Source organism: Bradyrhizobium sp. ORS 285 (genome assembly GCF_900176205.1).
Classification (GTDB): Bacteria; Pseudomonadota; Alphaproteobacteria; order Rhizobiales; family Xanthobacteraceae; genus Bradyrhizobium.
Genome location: NZ_LT859959.1, coordinates 2,050,015 through 2,065,480, shown reverse-complemented (window position 1 = coordinate 2,065,480; position 15,466 = coordinate 2,050,015). Strand labels below are relative to the sequence as shown.

At 65.9% G+C, this 15,466-nt stretch carries 17 protein-coding genes; 7 read left to right on the top strand and 10 right to left on the bottom strand.

The genetic code is table 11. The annotated features are described in order from the left end of the window. Nucleotides 1-65: 65 nt before the first annotated feature. Nucleotides 66-983 carry a LysR family transcriptional regulator gene (locus BRAD285_RS09350; protein ID WP_006609822.1) on the top strand — a complete coding sequence of 306 codons (918 nt, stop codon included), beginning with the start codon at nt 66-68 and terminating at the stop codon, nt 981-983. Between the two features lie 261 nt (nt 984-1,244). On the opposite strand, the gene glgX is transcribed toward BRAD285_RS09350, so the two are convergent. The 3 genes from glgX to BRAD285_RS09330 all read right to left on the bottom strand — a co-directional run bounded on the left by glgX (nt 1,245) and on the right by BRAD285_RS09330 (nt 5,126). Further along, nucleotides 1,245-3,479 (bottom strand): glycogen debranching protein GlgX, encoded by a 2,235-nt coding sequence (gene glgX / locus BRAD285_RS09345; RefSeq protein WP_006609821.1) that lies wholly within the window; start codon nt 3,477-3,479, stop codon nt 1,245-1,247. A gap of 26 nt (nt 3,480-3,505) precedes the next feature. Next, the gene (locus BRAD285_RS09340; RefSeq protein ID WP_006609820.1) at nt 3,506-3,784 is read right to left on the bottom strand and encodes a DUF3606 domain-containing protein; all 279 of its coding nucleotides are present in this window, start codon (nt 3,782-3,784) and stop codon (nt 3,506-3,508) included. Between the two features lie 1,096 nt (nt 3,785-4,880). After that, the gene (locus BRAD285_RS09330; RefSeq protein ID WP_244422050.1) at nt 4,881-5,126 is read right to left on the bottom strand and encodes a DUF3551 domain-containing protein; all 246 of its coding nucleotides are present in this window, start codon (nt 5,124-5,126) and stop codon (nt 4,881-4,883) included. 524 nt (nt 5,127-5,650) lie between these two features. On the opposite strand from BRAD285_RS09330, the gene BRAD285_RS35320 reads away from it, so the two are divergent. Continuing rightward, nucleotides 5,651-6,091 (top strand): hypothetical protein, encoded by a 441-nt coding sequence (locus BRAD285_RS35320; protein ID WP_139020551.1) that lies wholly within the window; start codon nt 5,651-5,653, stop codon nt 6,089-6,091. A 657-nt stretch (nt 6,092-6,748) separates the two neighbouring features. Beyond that, nucleotides 6,749-7,207, top strand: a complete 459-nt coding sequence (locus tag BRAD285_RS09320) for a hypothetical protein (RefSeq protein ID WP_006609817.1) — start codon at nt 6,749-6,751, stop codon at nt 7,205-7,207. Between the two features lie 49 nt (nt 7,208-7,256). Here BRAD285_RS09320 and BRAD285_RS09315 read toward each other — a convergent pair whose 3' ends face one another. The 4 genes from BRAD285_RS09315 to BRAD285_RS09300 all read right to left on the bottom strand — a co-directional run bounded on the left by BRAD285_RS09315 (nt 7,257) and on the right by BRAD285_RS09300 (nt 10,298). Further along, nucleotides 7,257-7,805: a cytochrome b gene (locus BRAD285_RS09315; RefSeq protein ID WP_006609816.1), complete on the bottom strand. Its 549-nt coding sequence runs from the start codon at nt 7,803-7,805 to the stop codon at nt 7,257-7,259. 106 nt (nt 7,806-7,911) lie between these two features. Further along, nucleotides 7,912-9,330, bottom strand: coding sequence for a sensor histidine kinase (locus tag BRAD285_RS09310; RefSeq protein ID WP_006609815.1), 1,419 nt, complete (start codon nt 9,328-9,330; stop codon nt 7,912-7,914). Next, the gene (locus tag BRAD285_RS09305) at nt 9,327-9,992 is read right to left on the bottom strand and encodes a response regulator transcription factor (RefSeq protein ID WP_006609814.1); all 666 of its coding nucleotides are present in this window, start codon (nt 9,990-9,992) and stop codon (nt 9,327-9,329) included. The genes BRAD285_RS09310 and BRAD285_RS09305 overlap by 4 nt, the downstream gene beginning before the upstream one ends. Then, complete coding sequence (locus BRAD285_RS09300) at nt 9,993-10,298, bottom strand: PepSY domain-containing protein (RefSeq protein ID WP_006609813.1); 306 nt, start codon at nt 10,296-10,298, stop codon at nt 9,993-9,995. Nucleotides 10,299-10,602: 304 nt separating this feature from the next. On the opposite strand from BRAD285_RS09300, the gene BRAD285_RS09295 reads away from it, so the two are divergent. Further along, a complete protein-coding gene (locus tag BRAD285_RS09295) occupies nt 10,603-10,830 on the top strand; it encodes a hypothetical protein (protein ID WP_244422048.1) in 228 nt (75 codons plus the stop codon). A gap of 7 nt (nt 10,831-10,837) precedes the next feature. Here BRAD285_RS09295 and arsB read toward each other — a convergent pair whose 3' ends face one another. From arsB to BRAD285_RS09280, 3 genes are all read right to left on the bottom strand, one after another. After that, on the bottom strand, nt 10,838-11,866 hold the full coding sequence (gene arsB, locus BRAD285_RS09290) for an ACR3 family arsenite efflux transporter (RefSeq protein ID WP_006609811.1): 1,029 nt from the start codon (nt 11,864-11,866) through the stop codon (nt 10,838-10,840). A gap of 80 nt (nt 11,867-11,946) precedes the next feature. Further along, on the bottom strand, nt 11,947-12,309 hold the full coding sequence (locus BRAD285_RS09285) for a helix-turn-helix transcriptional regulator (protein ID WP_035644732.1): 363 nt from the start codon (nt 12,307-12,309) through the stop codon (nt 11,947-11,949). A 79-nt stretch (nt 12,310-12,388) separates the two neighbouring features. Continuing rightward, nucleotides 12,389-13,048, bottom strand: a complete 660-nt coding sequence (locus BRAD285_RS09280) for a Crp/Fnr family transcriptional regulator (protein WP_006609809.1) — start codon at nt 13,046-13,048, stop codon at nt 12,389-12,391. A 75-nt stretch (nt 13,049-13,123) separates the two neighbouring features. Here BRAD285_RS09280 and BRAD285_RS09275 point away from each other — a divergent pair, with 75 nt between their 5' ends. From BRAD285_RS09275 to BRAD285_RS09265, 3 genes are all read left to right on the top strand, one after another. Further along, nucleotides 13,124-13,603, top strand: a complete 480-nt coding sequence (locus tag BRAD285_RS09275; protein ID WP_006609808.1) for a hypothetical protein — start codon at nt 13,124-13,126, stop codon at nt 13,601-13,603. Between the two features lie 107 nt (nt 13,604-13,710). After that, nucleotides 13,711-14,028, top strand: a complete 318-nt coding sequence (locus tag BRAD285_RS09270; RefSeq protein ID WP_006609807.1) for a helix-turn-helix transcriptional regulator — start codon at nt 13,711-13,713, stop codon at nt 14,026-14,028. A 46-nt stretch (nt 14,029-14,074) separates the two neighbouring features. Further along, the gene (locus BRAD285_RS09265; RefSeq protein WP_006609806.1) at nt 14,075-15,439 is read left to right on the top strand and encodes an NAD(P)-binding domain-containing protein; all 1,365 of its coding nucleotides are present in this window, start codon (nt 14,075-14,077) and stop codon (nt 15,437-15,439) included. Nucleotides 15,440-15,466 lie beyond the last annotated feature (27 nt).

Here is a 15,466-nt window from a genome sequence, read left to right as displayed (position 1 = left end):
CTGGCATCAATGTCCCGGACATTATACAAAAAAATGATATAATCGCCGACCGGGGATCGTGTCTGATGGAATTGCACCAGCTTCGCTGCTTCGTCGCCGCCGCCGAGGAGCTGCATTTCGGCAAGGCGGCGCAGCGGCTGCAAATGCAGCCCTCGGCGCTGGGACGCCAGATCAAGCTGTTGGAGGACAACCTCGCGACCCGGATGTTCATGCGGACGACCCGCGCGGTGTCCCTGACTGAGCACGGGAGCGCGCTGCTGCGCGACGCGCGTAGCATCCTGGCGAAAGTCGAGGCGGTGGAGACGTCGTTTCGCCGCCGGGCGCGCGGCGGGCGGGCGCAAAAGCTCCGTGTGGGCGCCGTCGATAGCGCGGCTGCGGGCCTGCTGCCGCAACTGCTGCATGACTTCCGGGAGGCGTTTCCCGAGATCGCCGTGCAGCTCATGGAGGAGAAGACCATCCGGCTGTTGCCGAAGCTGCTCTCGGGCGCGCTCGACATCGCCTTCGTCAGGCCACCGGAGCGGAGCGACTCCCGACTCGAATTCCGCACGCTGCTCAGCGAGAGCGCCGTGGTGGCATTGCCGCAGCGGCACCGGCTGGCCGCGCGTGCGTCGGTGTCGCTGGCCGACATCGCCGACCAGCCGCTGATCGTGCCGGACCGCCGGTCGCGGCCGCACAGCCACGATCTCACGATGAAGCTGTTCGCGCAGGCCGGGCTGACGCCCGAGGTGGCGCAGATCGCCGACGAGAAGCAGACCATCGTGCATCTGGTCGCCGCACGGCTCGGCATCGCCATCGTGCCGCGGTGGACGTCGCGTCTCGCGGTGTCCGGGGTGCGCTTCGTGCCGCTCCGGCTGAAGCGCGGCAGCACCGCGGGACGGCTCCCGTTGGCCGCGGCGTGGCTGCGCGGCTCGCGCGATCCTGCGCGCGAGGCGATGCTCGTTGTTCTGGAGCGGCGGCTGGCGAAGTACGCGCGGGGGGCGTGAGGCACGGCCGTTTGCCGCGAGCTGACGATGCCGCAACAGCTCGGCCTCATGGTTCGAGACGCGCGCCAAGCGGCGCGCTCCTCACCCTGAGGGTCAGCAACTTTCGAGGTGGAGTGGCCAAGCTCGAACTCAGCTGGCCTCATGCCACTCGTGCAACAAAAACCGCCCTCGTCCTGAGGAGCGCGCCCATGGGCGCGCGTCTCGAAGGACGGCCGCAGGCGAACCTGCTCCCACGCGTCTAACAACAATCCCCCAAAACCCCTACCCCAGCGGCGTCTCCGCGATATCCAGCAGCGCCCCGAGGCCGTGGCGCAGGCCGCGCATCGGCTGCTGCTGCGAGGACAGGCCGAGCGCCACCATCGATCGTCCGGTGACCTCGTAGACATGGCCGAACGGCAGCGACTGCACCTGGGCATCCGGCTGGTTGGTGTCGATCAGCGCCAGCCAGTTGTGCCCCTCGGGCACCGAGGGCAAGGTGAAGTTCACCACGTCGAAATGCGCATTGTAGATCAAGAGAAGCGTCGCATCCGAGCCGCGCCGCTTGACCCCGGTCTCCTGGGCACGGCCGTCGAGCAGCATGCCGAAGCAGCGCGCATGGCCGTCGGTCCACTGCTCCGTGGCCATCTCCTCGCCGGACGGATCGAGCCAGGTCACATCCTTGACGTCGAGTTCCTCGTTGAGCGAGCCGACCAGGAAGCGCGACCGGTACAGGATCGGAAACGCCTTGCGCACCGCGATCAGCTTGCGCGTGAACTCGCGCAGCTGCCGCCCTGGCGAGGTGATGCCCATCCAGTCGAGCCAGCTGATCTCGTTGTCCTGGGCATAGGCGTTGTTGTTGCCGTGCTGGGTGTGCCCGAACTCGTCGCCGGCGAGCAGCATCGGCGTGCCGTGCGACAGCAGCATCGTCGCCAGCATGTTGCGCTTCTGGCGTTCGCGCAAGGCCGTGATCTCGGCATCGTCGGTCGGCCCCTCGACGCCGCAATTCCAGGAATGGTTGTTGCTGTGGCCGTCGCGATTGTCCTCGCCGTTCGCCTCATTGTGCTTGTCGTTGTAGGAGACGAGATCGTTGAGGTTGAAGCCGTCATGCGCGGTGATGAAATTGACGCTCGCCCACGGACGGCGGCCGCGCTTGTTGAACAGGTCGCCGGAGCCGGAGATGCGCTTGGCGAAATCGGCGATGGTGCCGGCATCGCCCTTCCAGAACGCGCGCGTGGTGTCGCGGAACTTGTCGTTCCACTCCGCCCAGCCCGGCGGAAACTGGCCGACCTGATAGCCGCCCGGGCCGATGTCCCAGGGCTCGGCGATGAGCTTGACGCCCGACAGCACCGGGTCCTGGCGGCAGGCATCGAGAAAGCCGCCGCCCTCGTCGAAGCCATAGGGCTCGCGCGCCAGGATCGTGGCGAGGTCGAAGCGGAAGCCGTCGACGCGCATCTCGGTCGCCCAATATCGCAACGAGTCCGCGACGAGCTGGAGGACACGCTGATGCGACAGGTTCACCGTGTTGCCGGTGCCGGTGTCGTTGATGTAGTAGCGCTTCTGGTCCGGCAGCAGCCGGTAGTAGCTGGCATTGTCGATGCCCTTGAACGACAGCGTCGGGCCGAGCTCGTTGCCTTCGGCGGTGTGGTTATAGACCACGTCGAGGATGACCTCGATGCCGTTGGCGTGGAACTGGTTGACCATGGTCTTGAATTCGGTCGCGAGCGGCGTCTTCAGATAGCGCGGCTCGGGCGCGAAGAAGGCGATGGAGTTATAGCCCCAGTAGTTGCGCAGGCCTTTGTCGACCAGATAACTGTCGTCGATGAAGGCATGGATCGGAAGCAGCTCGGCCGAGGTGATGCCGAGCGAGCGCAGATACGCGGGAATGTCGTGATGCGCGAGGCCGGCGAAGGTGCCGCGATCGGCCTCCGGCACCAGCGGATGCAGCTTGGTAAAGCCCTTGACGTGCATCTCGTAGAAGATCGTCCGCTCCCACGGGATTTCCGGCTTGCGCGCGGTGCCCCAGGTGAAGGCAGGATCGATCACCCGGCACTTCAGCATCAACGGCGCGCTGTCTCGATCGTCGAAGGAGAGATCCTTGTCGGCATGGTCGAGCTGATAGCCGAACAGCTCGGGCCCCCAGCGCAGTTGGCCTACGAGCTGCTTGGCATAGGGGTCGATCACGAGCTTGTTCGGATTGAAGCGGTGACCGGCGTCGGGCTCATACGGCCCGTGCACCCGATAGCCATAGACGGTGCCGGGACGCGCGGTCGGCAGATAACCGTGCCAGACCTCGTCGGTGTATTCCGGCAGCTCGATGCGCTCTAACTCGGTCTCGCCGGTCTCGTCGAACAAACACAGTTCGACCTTGGTCGCGTGAGCCGAAAAGATCGCAAAGTTGACGCCGAGGCCGTCCCAGGTCGCGCCGAGCGGGAACGGCCGACCTTCGCTGATCTTGGCCTTGCGCAAACTGAAAGCGGCCTGCGTCAGGGCGTCCGCCCTGTCAGTGAGTTGATCCATGGCTGCCCCCTGCCCGGTTGAGTGGTCTAGTGCGTTTCGGATGTTGCAATGGCCTCAGCCGCAACGGTCTCCGTTGCGGCCACGGAAGCAATGACGTCGGCGGGCGGCACATCGGCCGGCACCGACGCCTTGGTCCGCTGGAGATGAACCTCCTTCGAAATGGAGGCGATGGAGTTGCCGATACGGCCGACGATCTCCGCCAGTTCGGCCTGGGTGACGCGCAGCCGGCGCGTGACGATGCGAACCTGGACCTTGTCGGTGAGATCGAGCTTGTTACGGATCGGCTGGATTTTGGGGCGGCGCATGTGGCTCCTCCTGCATGAGTTCAACCGCGGCTCCGGAATTTGGTTCCCGCGGGAAACCGCACTGCGACAATGCCGACGGGCCATTGCAGAGAGATGTCCGCCTCTTGAGGGTATGCAAGGTCGATCTCGCGGCGGCATCCGCCCGAGTGATGTTGGCGATGTTGCCCCCGATCGAACAGAGATCGAGCAGAGGGCGCAGGGAATGCCGGGCGCTGGCCGCAACCCATGGCCCGCCTGCAGAAAAGAAAGCAGGCGGCAGTCACCACAGGTTCAGCCGAGGCATCCCGGCATTCCCCGCGCGATGGTTTTCACGCTTATGTCGCGCTCTCCCCAGTGTCCGGCTTTTAGCCACTGTCGCCCGGGGATCATCGCCCCCGGACTTGACGCCAGCATCGGGGCGCCAGGACCACGCGATTTTGCGTCCGCAAGCCTGCCGTTCGTCCGCGCGGGTCTCCCCACGCTGCGACAGGCCTGCAGCCACCGCATCCCGCGCCCAACGTTTCGTGACGATCGCGAAGCGCCCCTCTCGAGGAGCACGGGATGGCGACAGTGAACCACGATTTCCGAAAAATAGCAACATAATTATTTATTGGCGAATGCGGCGCGAACGGCTGGTCGCCCTGCCGTAGGGTGGGCAAAGCGTCGCCGAAGGCGGCGCGTGCCCACCATCAACACCGCCCGAAACGCGCGGTCACGATGCGACGCGGCGGTGCCGCGTGCACTTCTTTGCCCACCCTACGGCAGTGATCCTAAGTGAGCACCGGGGGTTCGTGTGCTACGTACGGCCGTCGGCGCGCGTCGGGGTGCGCAACGGCGTCTTGGAAGTGGACATTCGGGAGTATCGACATGGCAAGTCCGACATGCGCAAAATGCGAAGGGCACACGTTTCAGCGAGGCCATATCGTGCCACTCGGAGAGCAGCGCGGCGTTTCGGTCTTGCATTGCGTAGGCTGTGGGACCGTCGCTGCAGTTCTCGACTCGCAATCATCCATCGAGAACCTGCAGAGGCAGGTCGCGAGCATCGATGCCGGTCTCATCCGCATCGTCAAGGCGATGCAAGAGCTCTGACGGGAACGGGAGGGCGCCAGTACGGCGTCTATCGGCCAGGCAACTTACGGTGCCGCTCAGACGACCGTTGCTCCGGCGGGCGTTGCCCGTAAGGGTTCAGCAGGCACATGGCAGACAGGCTTGCAGCCGCCATCTTGCACGCTTCCCAAGACCTGTACTGGCACGAGATCGTGGTGGAGCCGCCCCACTCCCATATCTGCAGGCACACAGGATCGTTGCCATCGAACTGTTGAGCCGCGGCTGGAGCGGTCGCGAACACGGTGATCGAAGCCATGACGAGGAGCGTGCGCATCATGGCCCATCTTGGCACGAGGCTAACCGATCCGAAAGGGCCTGCCGGCGCGGCCATGTGCGTGCAGGCTTGATCTGCCGGTGCGGCGGGTTCGGGATCCCCACCGTCAGGTGACCATCTCTTGCTCCGCTGGATAAGCCCGCCGACGGCCTCAGGGCCTCCGCTGAGGTCTGCCTCCTGTATGAAGCCGACCAGCCTTGCTTGACTGCTAGAGGTCCGCTTGTGACCCGAAGCGGAAGTCGTACGAGCCTTCATTCAAAATTGAGCATTCTGCGCCTTATCCTTTGCCGCAGATCTTTCTACAACCTAACGGTGCTCGATGGCCAAGAGTCGCGGGCCTCCAACAGAGGATGTCCGCGACCTTTAACTCGGTTCGTCCTATGAAGCAGCAGAATCCTTCAATCAGATGTCCCTTAGCCCCAATGTCGCGGAGGGCTTTAGTCGGAGCCCTGCTATGCGCGCCCTTGGCTGCATGTGGCCGTGAAGCCGAGCACGCGGATCAAGGGTTGTCGGCTCCGCCGGACGCTCGCGAAGCCGCGCCTGAGAACCAACCGCTTCCTGTTCCATCCGATCAAGCCAATTTCCAGCGACTGTGGAGCGCAGCTCGCATCAACAATCGTACTTTTCACGGACCGGTGCTGAATGAACTACCAAGGGAACTGAACAATTGGACTGGCAAGTTGCTCGTCAGGAACATCGCCAACGGCCAAGTCCAATTGTTAGTGATCCGGATAGCGGACAACCTTGCCGTTGTTGGTTACGGCTACAAAGATAGAGTGCTGCGAGCCTATGCCGACAACTACGTTGAGTTCAGCGCAACGCAACTCGACGATTCTCTCGTATGGCGCAACTCGGATGAATTGCAAGTTGCGGGCATTTGGGCTCTGGTGAAGGTGAATCTGAATAGCATCACAACACCTCGACTTCCTCGCGGGCCCGGATGGTGATCGCGACTTCCGTCAGCGACTGCGGGGCGGTCGCCTTGCGCGTGAGACCAAGCTTCTGCTTCTGGCCCAAAGCAGAAGAAGCCAGGGCTATTGAGATTTCGCCGCTCGCACGTATCCAAATGCTGCGATGACGTTGGGGGCGTGATCTCGTAGTTCTCGATGAACTCGCCATTTCGAGATTTGAACGATCCCGACAGCTTGTTCGTGACTGGGCCGACGCGGCGACTGCGAACATATTCAGTAGAAGTCTTCTCGCTTCGTGGTTTGCCCCGCAACGTTCTTTAGAGCCCTTCGCCGGAGAAGACGCTGCTGCCCTTGCATCCGCGCCAACGCGCCTGCCCCAAACCGCTCCCTGGGGTTATGGGTCCCGGCGTTCGCCGGGACGACAGCGGACTTGTTGATCCACCGTGCCACCATTCTTGACACTTGCACGCGAGATGGCACGCCCTCTCGTCAGCCGCGCATGTCGACGCGAAGCTCTGCCGGCCGACCGTGAAGCGCGCCAAACCACTGCCAATGGCCTCCTGTCAGCCAATAGCACGAACGTGCCATGGCGATTTCCACGCGCGCGGATGAAGATCAGACAGCAGCGGAGCAAGCGAACGGGCGCGTGCTGCTGCGAACATTCAGGCGGAGATTGCAAGGCGGAGATGGGAGATGACGGGCAGAGCCCTCTGGTCGGTCCTACGTCGCAGTTGGGTAGTCGCAACGGCTGCACTCGGCGCGGTCGCCAACCTGCTTTGCATCATCCTCACGTTCCACAGGGATGCCCTGACAACTCATGATTTCGATCACGGGGTCGTCGCGGGCGTATGGTTGGCCCTTCTCTTCGGCATCCCTCTCCTGCCCCCCAGCTTCGCCCTGTACGTATTCCGCCGCTTCGCCCCCGTCGTGATCCTGCTGACCACGCTGCTGCTCCTGATCCTGACAATGAATATCAATGAGCTCATTCGCTACCGGGAGAGCGGCATCTTCGAGCGCTTTCCGAAGTGGGACACGCCCGGTGTTGCCCTGCTCTTTCTGAGCATGTTTGCGGCCGCGATGGTCGTGGTACGGGCTATCATCTGGCTCGTCGTTTTGCTGCAGGGGGACGATCCGGACACGTCCGCCTCATGATCCCTCGTCCTCGTGGGACCGCGCAGATCGTGCCGGATTCGCAACGCCATCACCGCAGTCCCGGCACCATCCGTTTCAAGGTCCGGTCGTGCAGCCAGTAATGATGCAGCAGGGCAGCGGCGGCATGCAGGCCGATCAGGATCATCAGGCCGTTGGCGAGAGCCTCGTGCATCTCCTTCAGGTCGTGGGCGAAGCCGCGGTCGCCGACCCAGGGCGAGGCGATCTCGAACAGCCCGAACACGGGAAGCGCATAGCCGCGGGCGAACTGCGTGAGGATGCCGAGGACCGGAATGGCGAACATGATGCCGTAGATCAGCAGATGCACGATCTCGCCGGCGTGAACGGTCCACGACCCGAACCTGGTGGCCTCGGGCACCGGCGGCGGATCGGCAAGGCGCCAGGCGAGGCGCGCCAGCGCGAAGCCGAGCATCGACAGGCCGAGCGAGGCATGCATGAACAGGCCCAGATCGTGGGAGCCTCGCGGCAGCATGTCGCCGAGATGACCGGAGATCCAGGCCGCAGGCACCAGAATAGCGACGATCCAGTGCAGGCCGATCGCGACGGAGCCATAGGTCTTGGCGGAGTTTCGAATACGCATGAGACAGCTTCCTTCGGACAGGGGTTCCTGGCATCCGCTGGCGGACGCAGGGTGGCATGGCCGAAGGGATAGCTGATCGGCGGCGTCGCGCGGCTGACGCCGACTGTCAGCCCGCTGTCAGGATGGAACGCGGCGTCTCAGGCGCACGCGCCGGCGCTTCACTGCCGCGGAGCGCCGCGATCAGCGCCGGTGCGATCGTGATCTTCGCGCCGCCGAGCGCGGAGCGGCCGATCTGCAAACGCCAGCCATAGGCCTCGAGCACATCCTGCACGATCGCAAGCCCGAGGCCGCTGCCTGGGCCCTGCTCGTCGAGGCGGCCGCCGCGCTCGAGCACGCGGCCGATCTTTGCGTCGGGAATGCCCGGACCGTCATCCTCGACGGTGACGATGACAGGAGCAGCGCTTGCGGTGATGCGGACCGTGCCCGTGGCGTGGCGCGCGGCGTTCTCCAGGAGATTGCCGAGCACCTCGGCGAGATCGGTGCGGTCCATCGCCACCCGCAAGCCCGCGGGCACCTCGCCATCGAAGCTGACATGGGCGGCGGCGGGCGTGCGCGCGAGCGTACCGAGCAGCGCGTCCACCAGCGGCGCCAGCTCGGTCGCGGCCTCCGGCCCGCCGCGCGCCTTGCCGCGCAGCCGCGCCAGCGCAAGCTCGCGATCGACCTGGCGGCTCATCGCCTCGGCGACGTCCTCGACATTGCGCGCCAGCTCCAACTGGCCGAGCTCCTTCAGCCGCGCGGCATCGGCGGTGAGCGCCGCGAGCGGCGTTTTGAAGCCGTGAGCGAGATCGGCCGCGCGGCTGCGCGAGCGCAGGATCTCGCGGCTCTGCGCATCGAGCAGCGCGTTGACCTCCTCGACCAGCGGCGCCACCTCGGTCGGCACTTCGACCGGCAAATGCTGGCGCTGACCGCTGCGAATCTCGGCGACCCGACGGCGCAGCACCGCCAGCGGACGCAGGCCAAGACTGACCTGCACGGTGGTGCCGATCGCCAGGATGATGGCGAGCACGGCGAGCGCAATCGACAGATCCTTGGCGAAGGCGCGCACCGCGCTGGTGGCGCCGTCGAGATCATAGGCAACGGCCGCGCGGACGCGGATCTGGCTGCCCGGATTCATCACGATGCCGCGCTCGGCGACCAGCACGCGCGCCCCGACCGGTCCGGTCAGCTCGTGCTGATGCACGTCGCTCGGGCCGGGCTCGTCGATCGGCAGCGGCAGGATCGTGTCCCACAAAGAGCGCGAGCGCAGGAGCTGGCCGTGATCGTCGGAGATCTGCCAGTAAAGGCCTGACAGCGGCACGGTGAAGCGCGGATCGGCCGGCGGCCGCGCCACCATGATGCGGCCGTCGGCATCGACCTCGAGCCCGTTCAGCAGTTGGCGCAGATGCACATCGAGATCGGAGGCGAGCGTCCGCGCGACATGGCGCTTGAACAGCACGACCATGCCGGCGCCGGCGACGCCGAGTGCGACCAGCAGCGCGATGGTGCCCGCCGCCACCAGCCGCAGCCGCAGCGAGCCGAGCCTCATTCGGCCGTCTCCGGGATCATGTAGCCGAAGCCGCGCCGGGTCTCGATGATGTCGGCGCCGAGCTTCTTGCGCACGCGGCGGATCAGCACTTCGAGCGCGTTGGAGTCGTGATCATGGCCGAGGCCGTAGACGTTCTCCTCGAGCTCGTGCTGCGGCACGACGCGCCCGCTCTGGCGCAGCAGATAGGCGATCAGCCGGTATTCCAGCTGCGACAGCGCGATCGGCACCCCGGACAGGCTGACCTTCATCTGCCGCTCGTCGAGCGTGAGGTCGCCCGACGACAGCACCGGCGCGGCGTGGCCCGACGACCGCCTGACAATGGCGCGCAGCCGCGCCAGCAGCTCCTCATTGCGAAACGGCTTCGGCAGATAGTCGTCGGCGCCGGCGTCGATGCCGTCGACGCGCTCGGCCCAGCTCGCGCGCGCCGTCAGGATCAGCACCGGCATGTGCCGGCCCGCACCGCGCCAGCGCTTCAGCACCGACAGGCCGTCCATGCCGGGCAGGCCGAGATCGAGGATGACGGCGCCATAATCCTCGGTATCGCCGAGAAACCAGGCCTGCTCGCCATCGCCGGAGGTCTCGACCAGATACCCCGCCGCCTGCAGCGTCCGCGACAGATCGGACGACAGCCGCGGATCATCCTCGACCAGCAGCACACGCATCTATTTTTCCTCGACCCGCTCGATCTCCCCGCTGCGCGCATCGACATAGACCTCGCGCACGCGGCCGTCGCGGCCGATCATCCGAAACTCATAGCGCCAGCGGCCGCGCTGGCGCTCGATGTCGATGCCCGTCACGTCACCCGCGATCCGGCCGCGCACGCGCGGCAGGATCTGCGATAGCGGCAGAACATCGCCCGCTTCCACTGCATGACGCACCGCATCGCGGCGCTCACGATCGTCCTCGCGGGCGTCGGTCGCCGCCGATGCCGCCGTCGAGATCAGCATCGCCAGTGTCGTGATGCGCATGAACCGTCCGATTTGAGGCAAATGCATGATCTTTCCGGGGCTCGGCGCTTCGCCGGCCGATTGTAGATTGCGGAGCATTCGCAAATGCTAAGAAGGCCGTGTGGATTTTAGTGTGGGCTTGCGATGTCCAAATTGCGCCTGAGATCGATGCGGATGTCGAGACTCGCGCTTATGCGCCATCCTGCCCGAGACAAGCTGACAAATCGCTGACGCGGCACGACAGGTTGTCGTCAGCGCCGATGCAACAGACTGCCACACGTCCCCGACGGAGAGCGGGGCAAGAATGAGCTCGGAGAGTGTGGGTATGCGTAGGACGTTGACATTGGCCGTGATGCTGGCGGGAGTCGGTGGGATTATCGCGGTGGCGCATGCCAGCCAGGGCCCGGAGCTCGTGCCGGTGAGCCGCGCCCCCGTCGCCGTCATTCGTCTCCCAGCCGTGCACGTCCACGACGATGACCGGATGCTGAGCTACGAGCCTGCCCGCCGCGAGCGCGAAGGCGACGACGACGATCAGGACGAGCCGCGGCGCTGACGGCGGTCTAGGCGGCCAGCCCCGCCTCGTACCAATCCCGGCTCGCCTTGACGATCCGCACGACCGACAGCATCACCGGCACTTCGACGAGCACGCCGACGACGGTCGCCAGCGCCGCGCCCGACTCGAGCCCGAACAGGCTGATGGCGGCGGCCACGGCAAGCTCGAAGAAGTTGCTGGCGCCGATCAGCGCTGCGGGCGCAGCGACGCACCAGGCGACGCCGAGCCGTCGGCTCAGCCAGTAGGCGATGCCTGCATTCAGATAGACCTGGATCAGGATCGGTACGGCGAGGATCGCAATGACGACCGGCTGCTTGAGGATCTGCTCGCCCTGAAACCCGAACAGCAGCACCAGCGTGGCCAGCAGCGCCATCAGGGAGACCGGCTGCAACACGCGCAACGTCCGCTCGAAGGCGTCAGCCTCGAGGCGCAGCAACGCCCGACGCCAGAGCTGCGAGACGATCACCGGCGCCACGATATAGAGCAGCACCGACAGCAGCAGCGTCGTCCAGGGCACCGAGATCGAGGCGACGCCGAGCAGCAGTCCGACCAGCGGCGCAAACAGAAACACCATGATGACGTCATTGAGCGCGACCTGGCTCAGCGTGTAGTGCGGCTCGCCCTCGCAGAGGTTGGACCATACGAACACCATGGCCGTGCACGGGGCCGCCGCAAGCAGGATCAGGCCGGCGATGTAGGACGACAGCTGACCTGCCGGCAACATCGGCGCGAACACATGGCCGATGAACAGGCTGCCGAGCAGCGCCATCGAGAACGGCTTGATCGCCCAGTTCACCAGCAGGGTGACGCCGATGCCGCGCCAATGCTGCTTGACCCCGCCGAGCGCGGCGAAGTCGATCTTCAGCAGCATCGGGATGATCATCAGCCAGATCAGGGCCGCGACCGGCAGATTGACCCGGGCGATCTCGGCTGCGGCGACGGCGGCGAAGACGCCGGGCATCAGGTGGCCGAGAGCGATGCCGACGGCGATACACAGCAGAACCCAGATGGTTAGATAGCGCTCGAAATTCGTCATGGGATCAGGCCACGTCGCCGCGGAACGAGATTGCGCCCTCGCCTGCCCCGCTCTCGCGCAGCCGTGTCCCGTAGATGCGATCAGGCACGGCTCTTCTCCTTCCGCGTCGGCGGACAACAGGGCGTGAGACTTGCGATGAGGGGCGCGCAGACCTCGGGCCGGCCACCGCAGCAATCCCTCACCAGGAACAGCGCGACCTCCTGAAACGCCATGAGATCCGCCCGGTAGACGATTGAGCGGCTGTGCCTGATCGAGCTGACTAGGCCGGCGCGGGCCAGCACCGAGAGGTGCGATGACAATGTGTTCTGCGGCACTTCGAGCAGGCGTGCGAGCTCGCCGGCCGGCAGGCCCTCAGGCTCGTGCTGCACCAGGATCCGGAAGGCCTGCAGCCGCGTCGCCTGCGCAAGCGCAGCCAGGGCCAGGACGGCTCGCTCGCTTTCCATATATCCAGAATTATCGATATATAAGACTGACGTCAAGGATGGTGTTGGCGTGGCGCAGGTTGCGGCCTCGTCCGCGGCCTCAGCACAAACGCAGATGGGTGTCGCGCACGGTGAGTTCGCCGGATTTCTGCATCCGCGCCAGCGCGCGATAGAGCGCTTCATGGGTGATGCCGAGTTCGGCGGCCCAATCCTTCTTCGACCGGCCGAGCGCGATCGCGCCGCCCTCGCCCTCCGTTTCGATGAAATGCACGATCCGCTCGCGCGCGCTCTTGAGGCTGAGCCGCTCCGACTGTGCGCGGACCCGGCGCAGCTCGCGCGCAAGGTGGTCGCTCCATTTGTCTCGCATGTCCGGCCGGCGCAGCGCGTCCGCGAAGGCCTGGCGCTCGATCGCGAGCACGGTCGAATCCTGGGCGGCCACGGCATCGCAATGATAGGCCGGCTGGTCGAGGCTGGCCTCGGCCAGAAAGCCCCGTTGCGCGCGCTGCAGGATGACATCGTCGCCGACACGCGAGCGGCGCAGCAGCCTCACCTCTCCATCCAGCACGAAGAACATCGCCCGCGGCTGATCACCCCGGCAGAACAGGCTGCCATGGCGCGGGAGGTCGATGCGCCGCGTGCGCAGCCGCGCGGCTGCCGGCAGTGCGGCCAGCAGCGGCGACAGCCGTGCAAGGACGCGCCAATCCGGCTGTGGCAGGCGCTGTGACGGGCCGCCAGGCGCGAGATGGTCGATCGAAGGCATATGATCAGGATCATAGGCCCAGGCAGGCCGCCCGGTCGACTCCAGCGCGCGACGACCGATCGGAGGACAGACCTCATGCGCCTGCGCCTTGCCATCACGACACTGGCATTCGTTGCTGCCGCCGGCGTCGCCAGCGCGCAGCATCACGGCCATCACGGCCACGGCAGCGACGGCCCACCAAAGGCCGACGCGCGCGAACGGGTGGCCTTTCCGCCGGAAATGACCGAGCACACGCTGGCCAACATGCGCGACCATCTGCTGGCGCTGCAAGAGATCAACGACGCCCTCGCGGCCGGCGAGACGGACCAGGCCGGCGGCATCGCCGAGCAGCGCCTCGGCATGACCTCGCTGCGACTGCACGGCGCGGCCGAGGTGGCCAAATTCATGCCGCAGGGCATGCAGGACGCCGGAACGGCCATGCACAAGGCCGCGAGCCGCTTCGCCATTGCGGCACAAGACGCGGGCGTGACGGGCGATCTCAAGCCGGCACTGAAAGCGCTGGGCGAAACCATGGCGGCCTGCGTCGGCTGCCATGCCGGCTACCGGCTGAAATAATGGAACGACGACGCGGCTGAACGCGGACAATGCTGCTCATCCTGTTATTTCTAACATTCTAGAAATATCGTTTGACTCGCCGCGTCATCCGTTCCATCCTCGCCATCATGAAGCTCGACGACGCCGCCGCACGCCTGGAAGCCCTCGGCAACACCACGCGCCTGAAGATTTACCGCGCCCTGGTGCGCGCCGGACATGCCGGCATGCCCGTGGGCAAGCTGCAGGAGCGGCTGAAGATCCCGGCCTCCACTTTGTCGCATCACGTCAAGACGCTGGTCGCTGTCGGGCTGATCTCGCAGCTGCGCGAGGGCACCACCCTGGTCTGTCATGCGGAATACGACGTGATGCGGAGCCTGCTCGGCTTCCTCGTCTCCGAATGCTGCGCCGAGGAGCGCGGCTGCGGCGCCGCGAGCACGGCCGCCTGACGATTTGTCGGATAATTCTATCATTCTAGAAATATGGGAGGTGAGTATGACGGAATCCAAGACGATCGCCATCATCGGCGCGGGCCCGGTCGGGCTCGCCGCGGCTGCCCACGCGCTGGAGCGCGGATTGAACCCGGTCGTACTGGAAGCCGGTCCCGAGGCCGCGCACGCCGTGCGGCAGTGGCAGCATGTCCAGCTGTTCTCGCCGTGGAAGTACAATGTCGATATGGCGGCGGCACGGCTGCTCGCCGGCATCGGTTGGAATACGCCGGATCCCGAGGTCTATCCGACCGGCCGCGAGCTGATCGAGAGCTATCTGGCGCCGCTGGCGACACGCACCGCGCTGCGCGACATCGTCCGGACCTCGCACCGCGTCACCGCGATCAGCCGTACAGGTTTCGACAAAGCCAAGTCGAAGGGCCGCGCCGCAGCGCCGTTCGAGATCCGTTATCGCAACGGCAAGGGCGACGCCGCGATGCAGTCCGATGCCGTGATCGATGTCTCCGGCACCTGGTTCTCGCCCAATCCGGCCGGCGGCAACGGCCTGCCCGCGTTTGGCGAGCACGAGCAACAGGCGCGCATCGCCTATGGCATGCCCGACGTCCGCGGGGCGCAGCGCAGCCGCTATGCCGGCAAGACCACAGCCGTGCTCGGCGGCGGCCATTCGGCGCTCGGCACACTGATGGACCTTGCTGACCTCGCGGAGGAGGCCCCGGGCACACAGGCGATCTGGCTGCTGCGTGCTGAGGATCCCGCCAAGTCGTTTGGCGGCGGCAGCGCCGACCAGCTCGCCGCACGCGGCGAGCTCGGGATGGCGTTCGCCGCGCTGGTGCGCTCGGGCCGCATCCAGGTCGAGAGCGGGTGTCACGTGAGCCGCATCGCCGATGACAATGGAGAGCTGCGGATCATCACGAGCGGTGATCGCAGCATCCACGCCGACGAACTGATCGTCGCCACCGGCTTCCGCCCCGACCTGTCGTTCTTGTCGGAGCTGCGGCTGCGGCTCGATCCGGCGATCGAAGCCCCGGTGGCGCTGGCGCCGCTGATCGATCCGAACGAGCATTCCTGCGGCACCGTGCGGCCGCACGGCGCGCGCGAGCTGGCGCAGGCGGACGAGCTGGGCCTCTATCTCGCGGGGATGAAGAGCTACGGCCGCGCGCCGACCTTCCTGATGATGACCGGCTACGAGCAGGTGCGCTCGATCGCCGCCGATATCGCCGGCGACAAGAAGGCCGCCGCGCGTGTCGAGCTGCAACTGCCCGAGACCGGCGTCTGCACCCGCGGCGGAGCAACGAGCATTGCAGCCCTGCCCGGCTGCTGTGGCGGACCGGCGCCGGCAGAGGTAGACAGTTGCTGTGCCGACGATGCCAAAGCCAAAGCGGCTGGGCGCACCGGGTGCGGCTGCTCCTGAGGCAGAGCGAACGAGAGGTCGATGGGA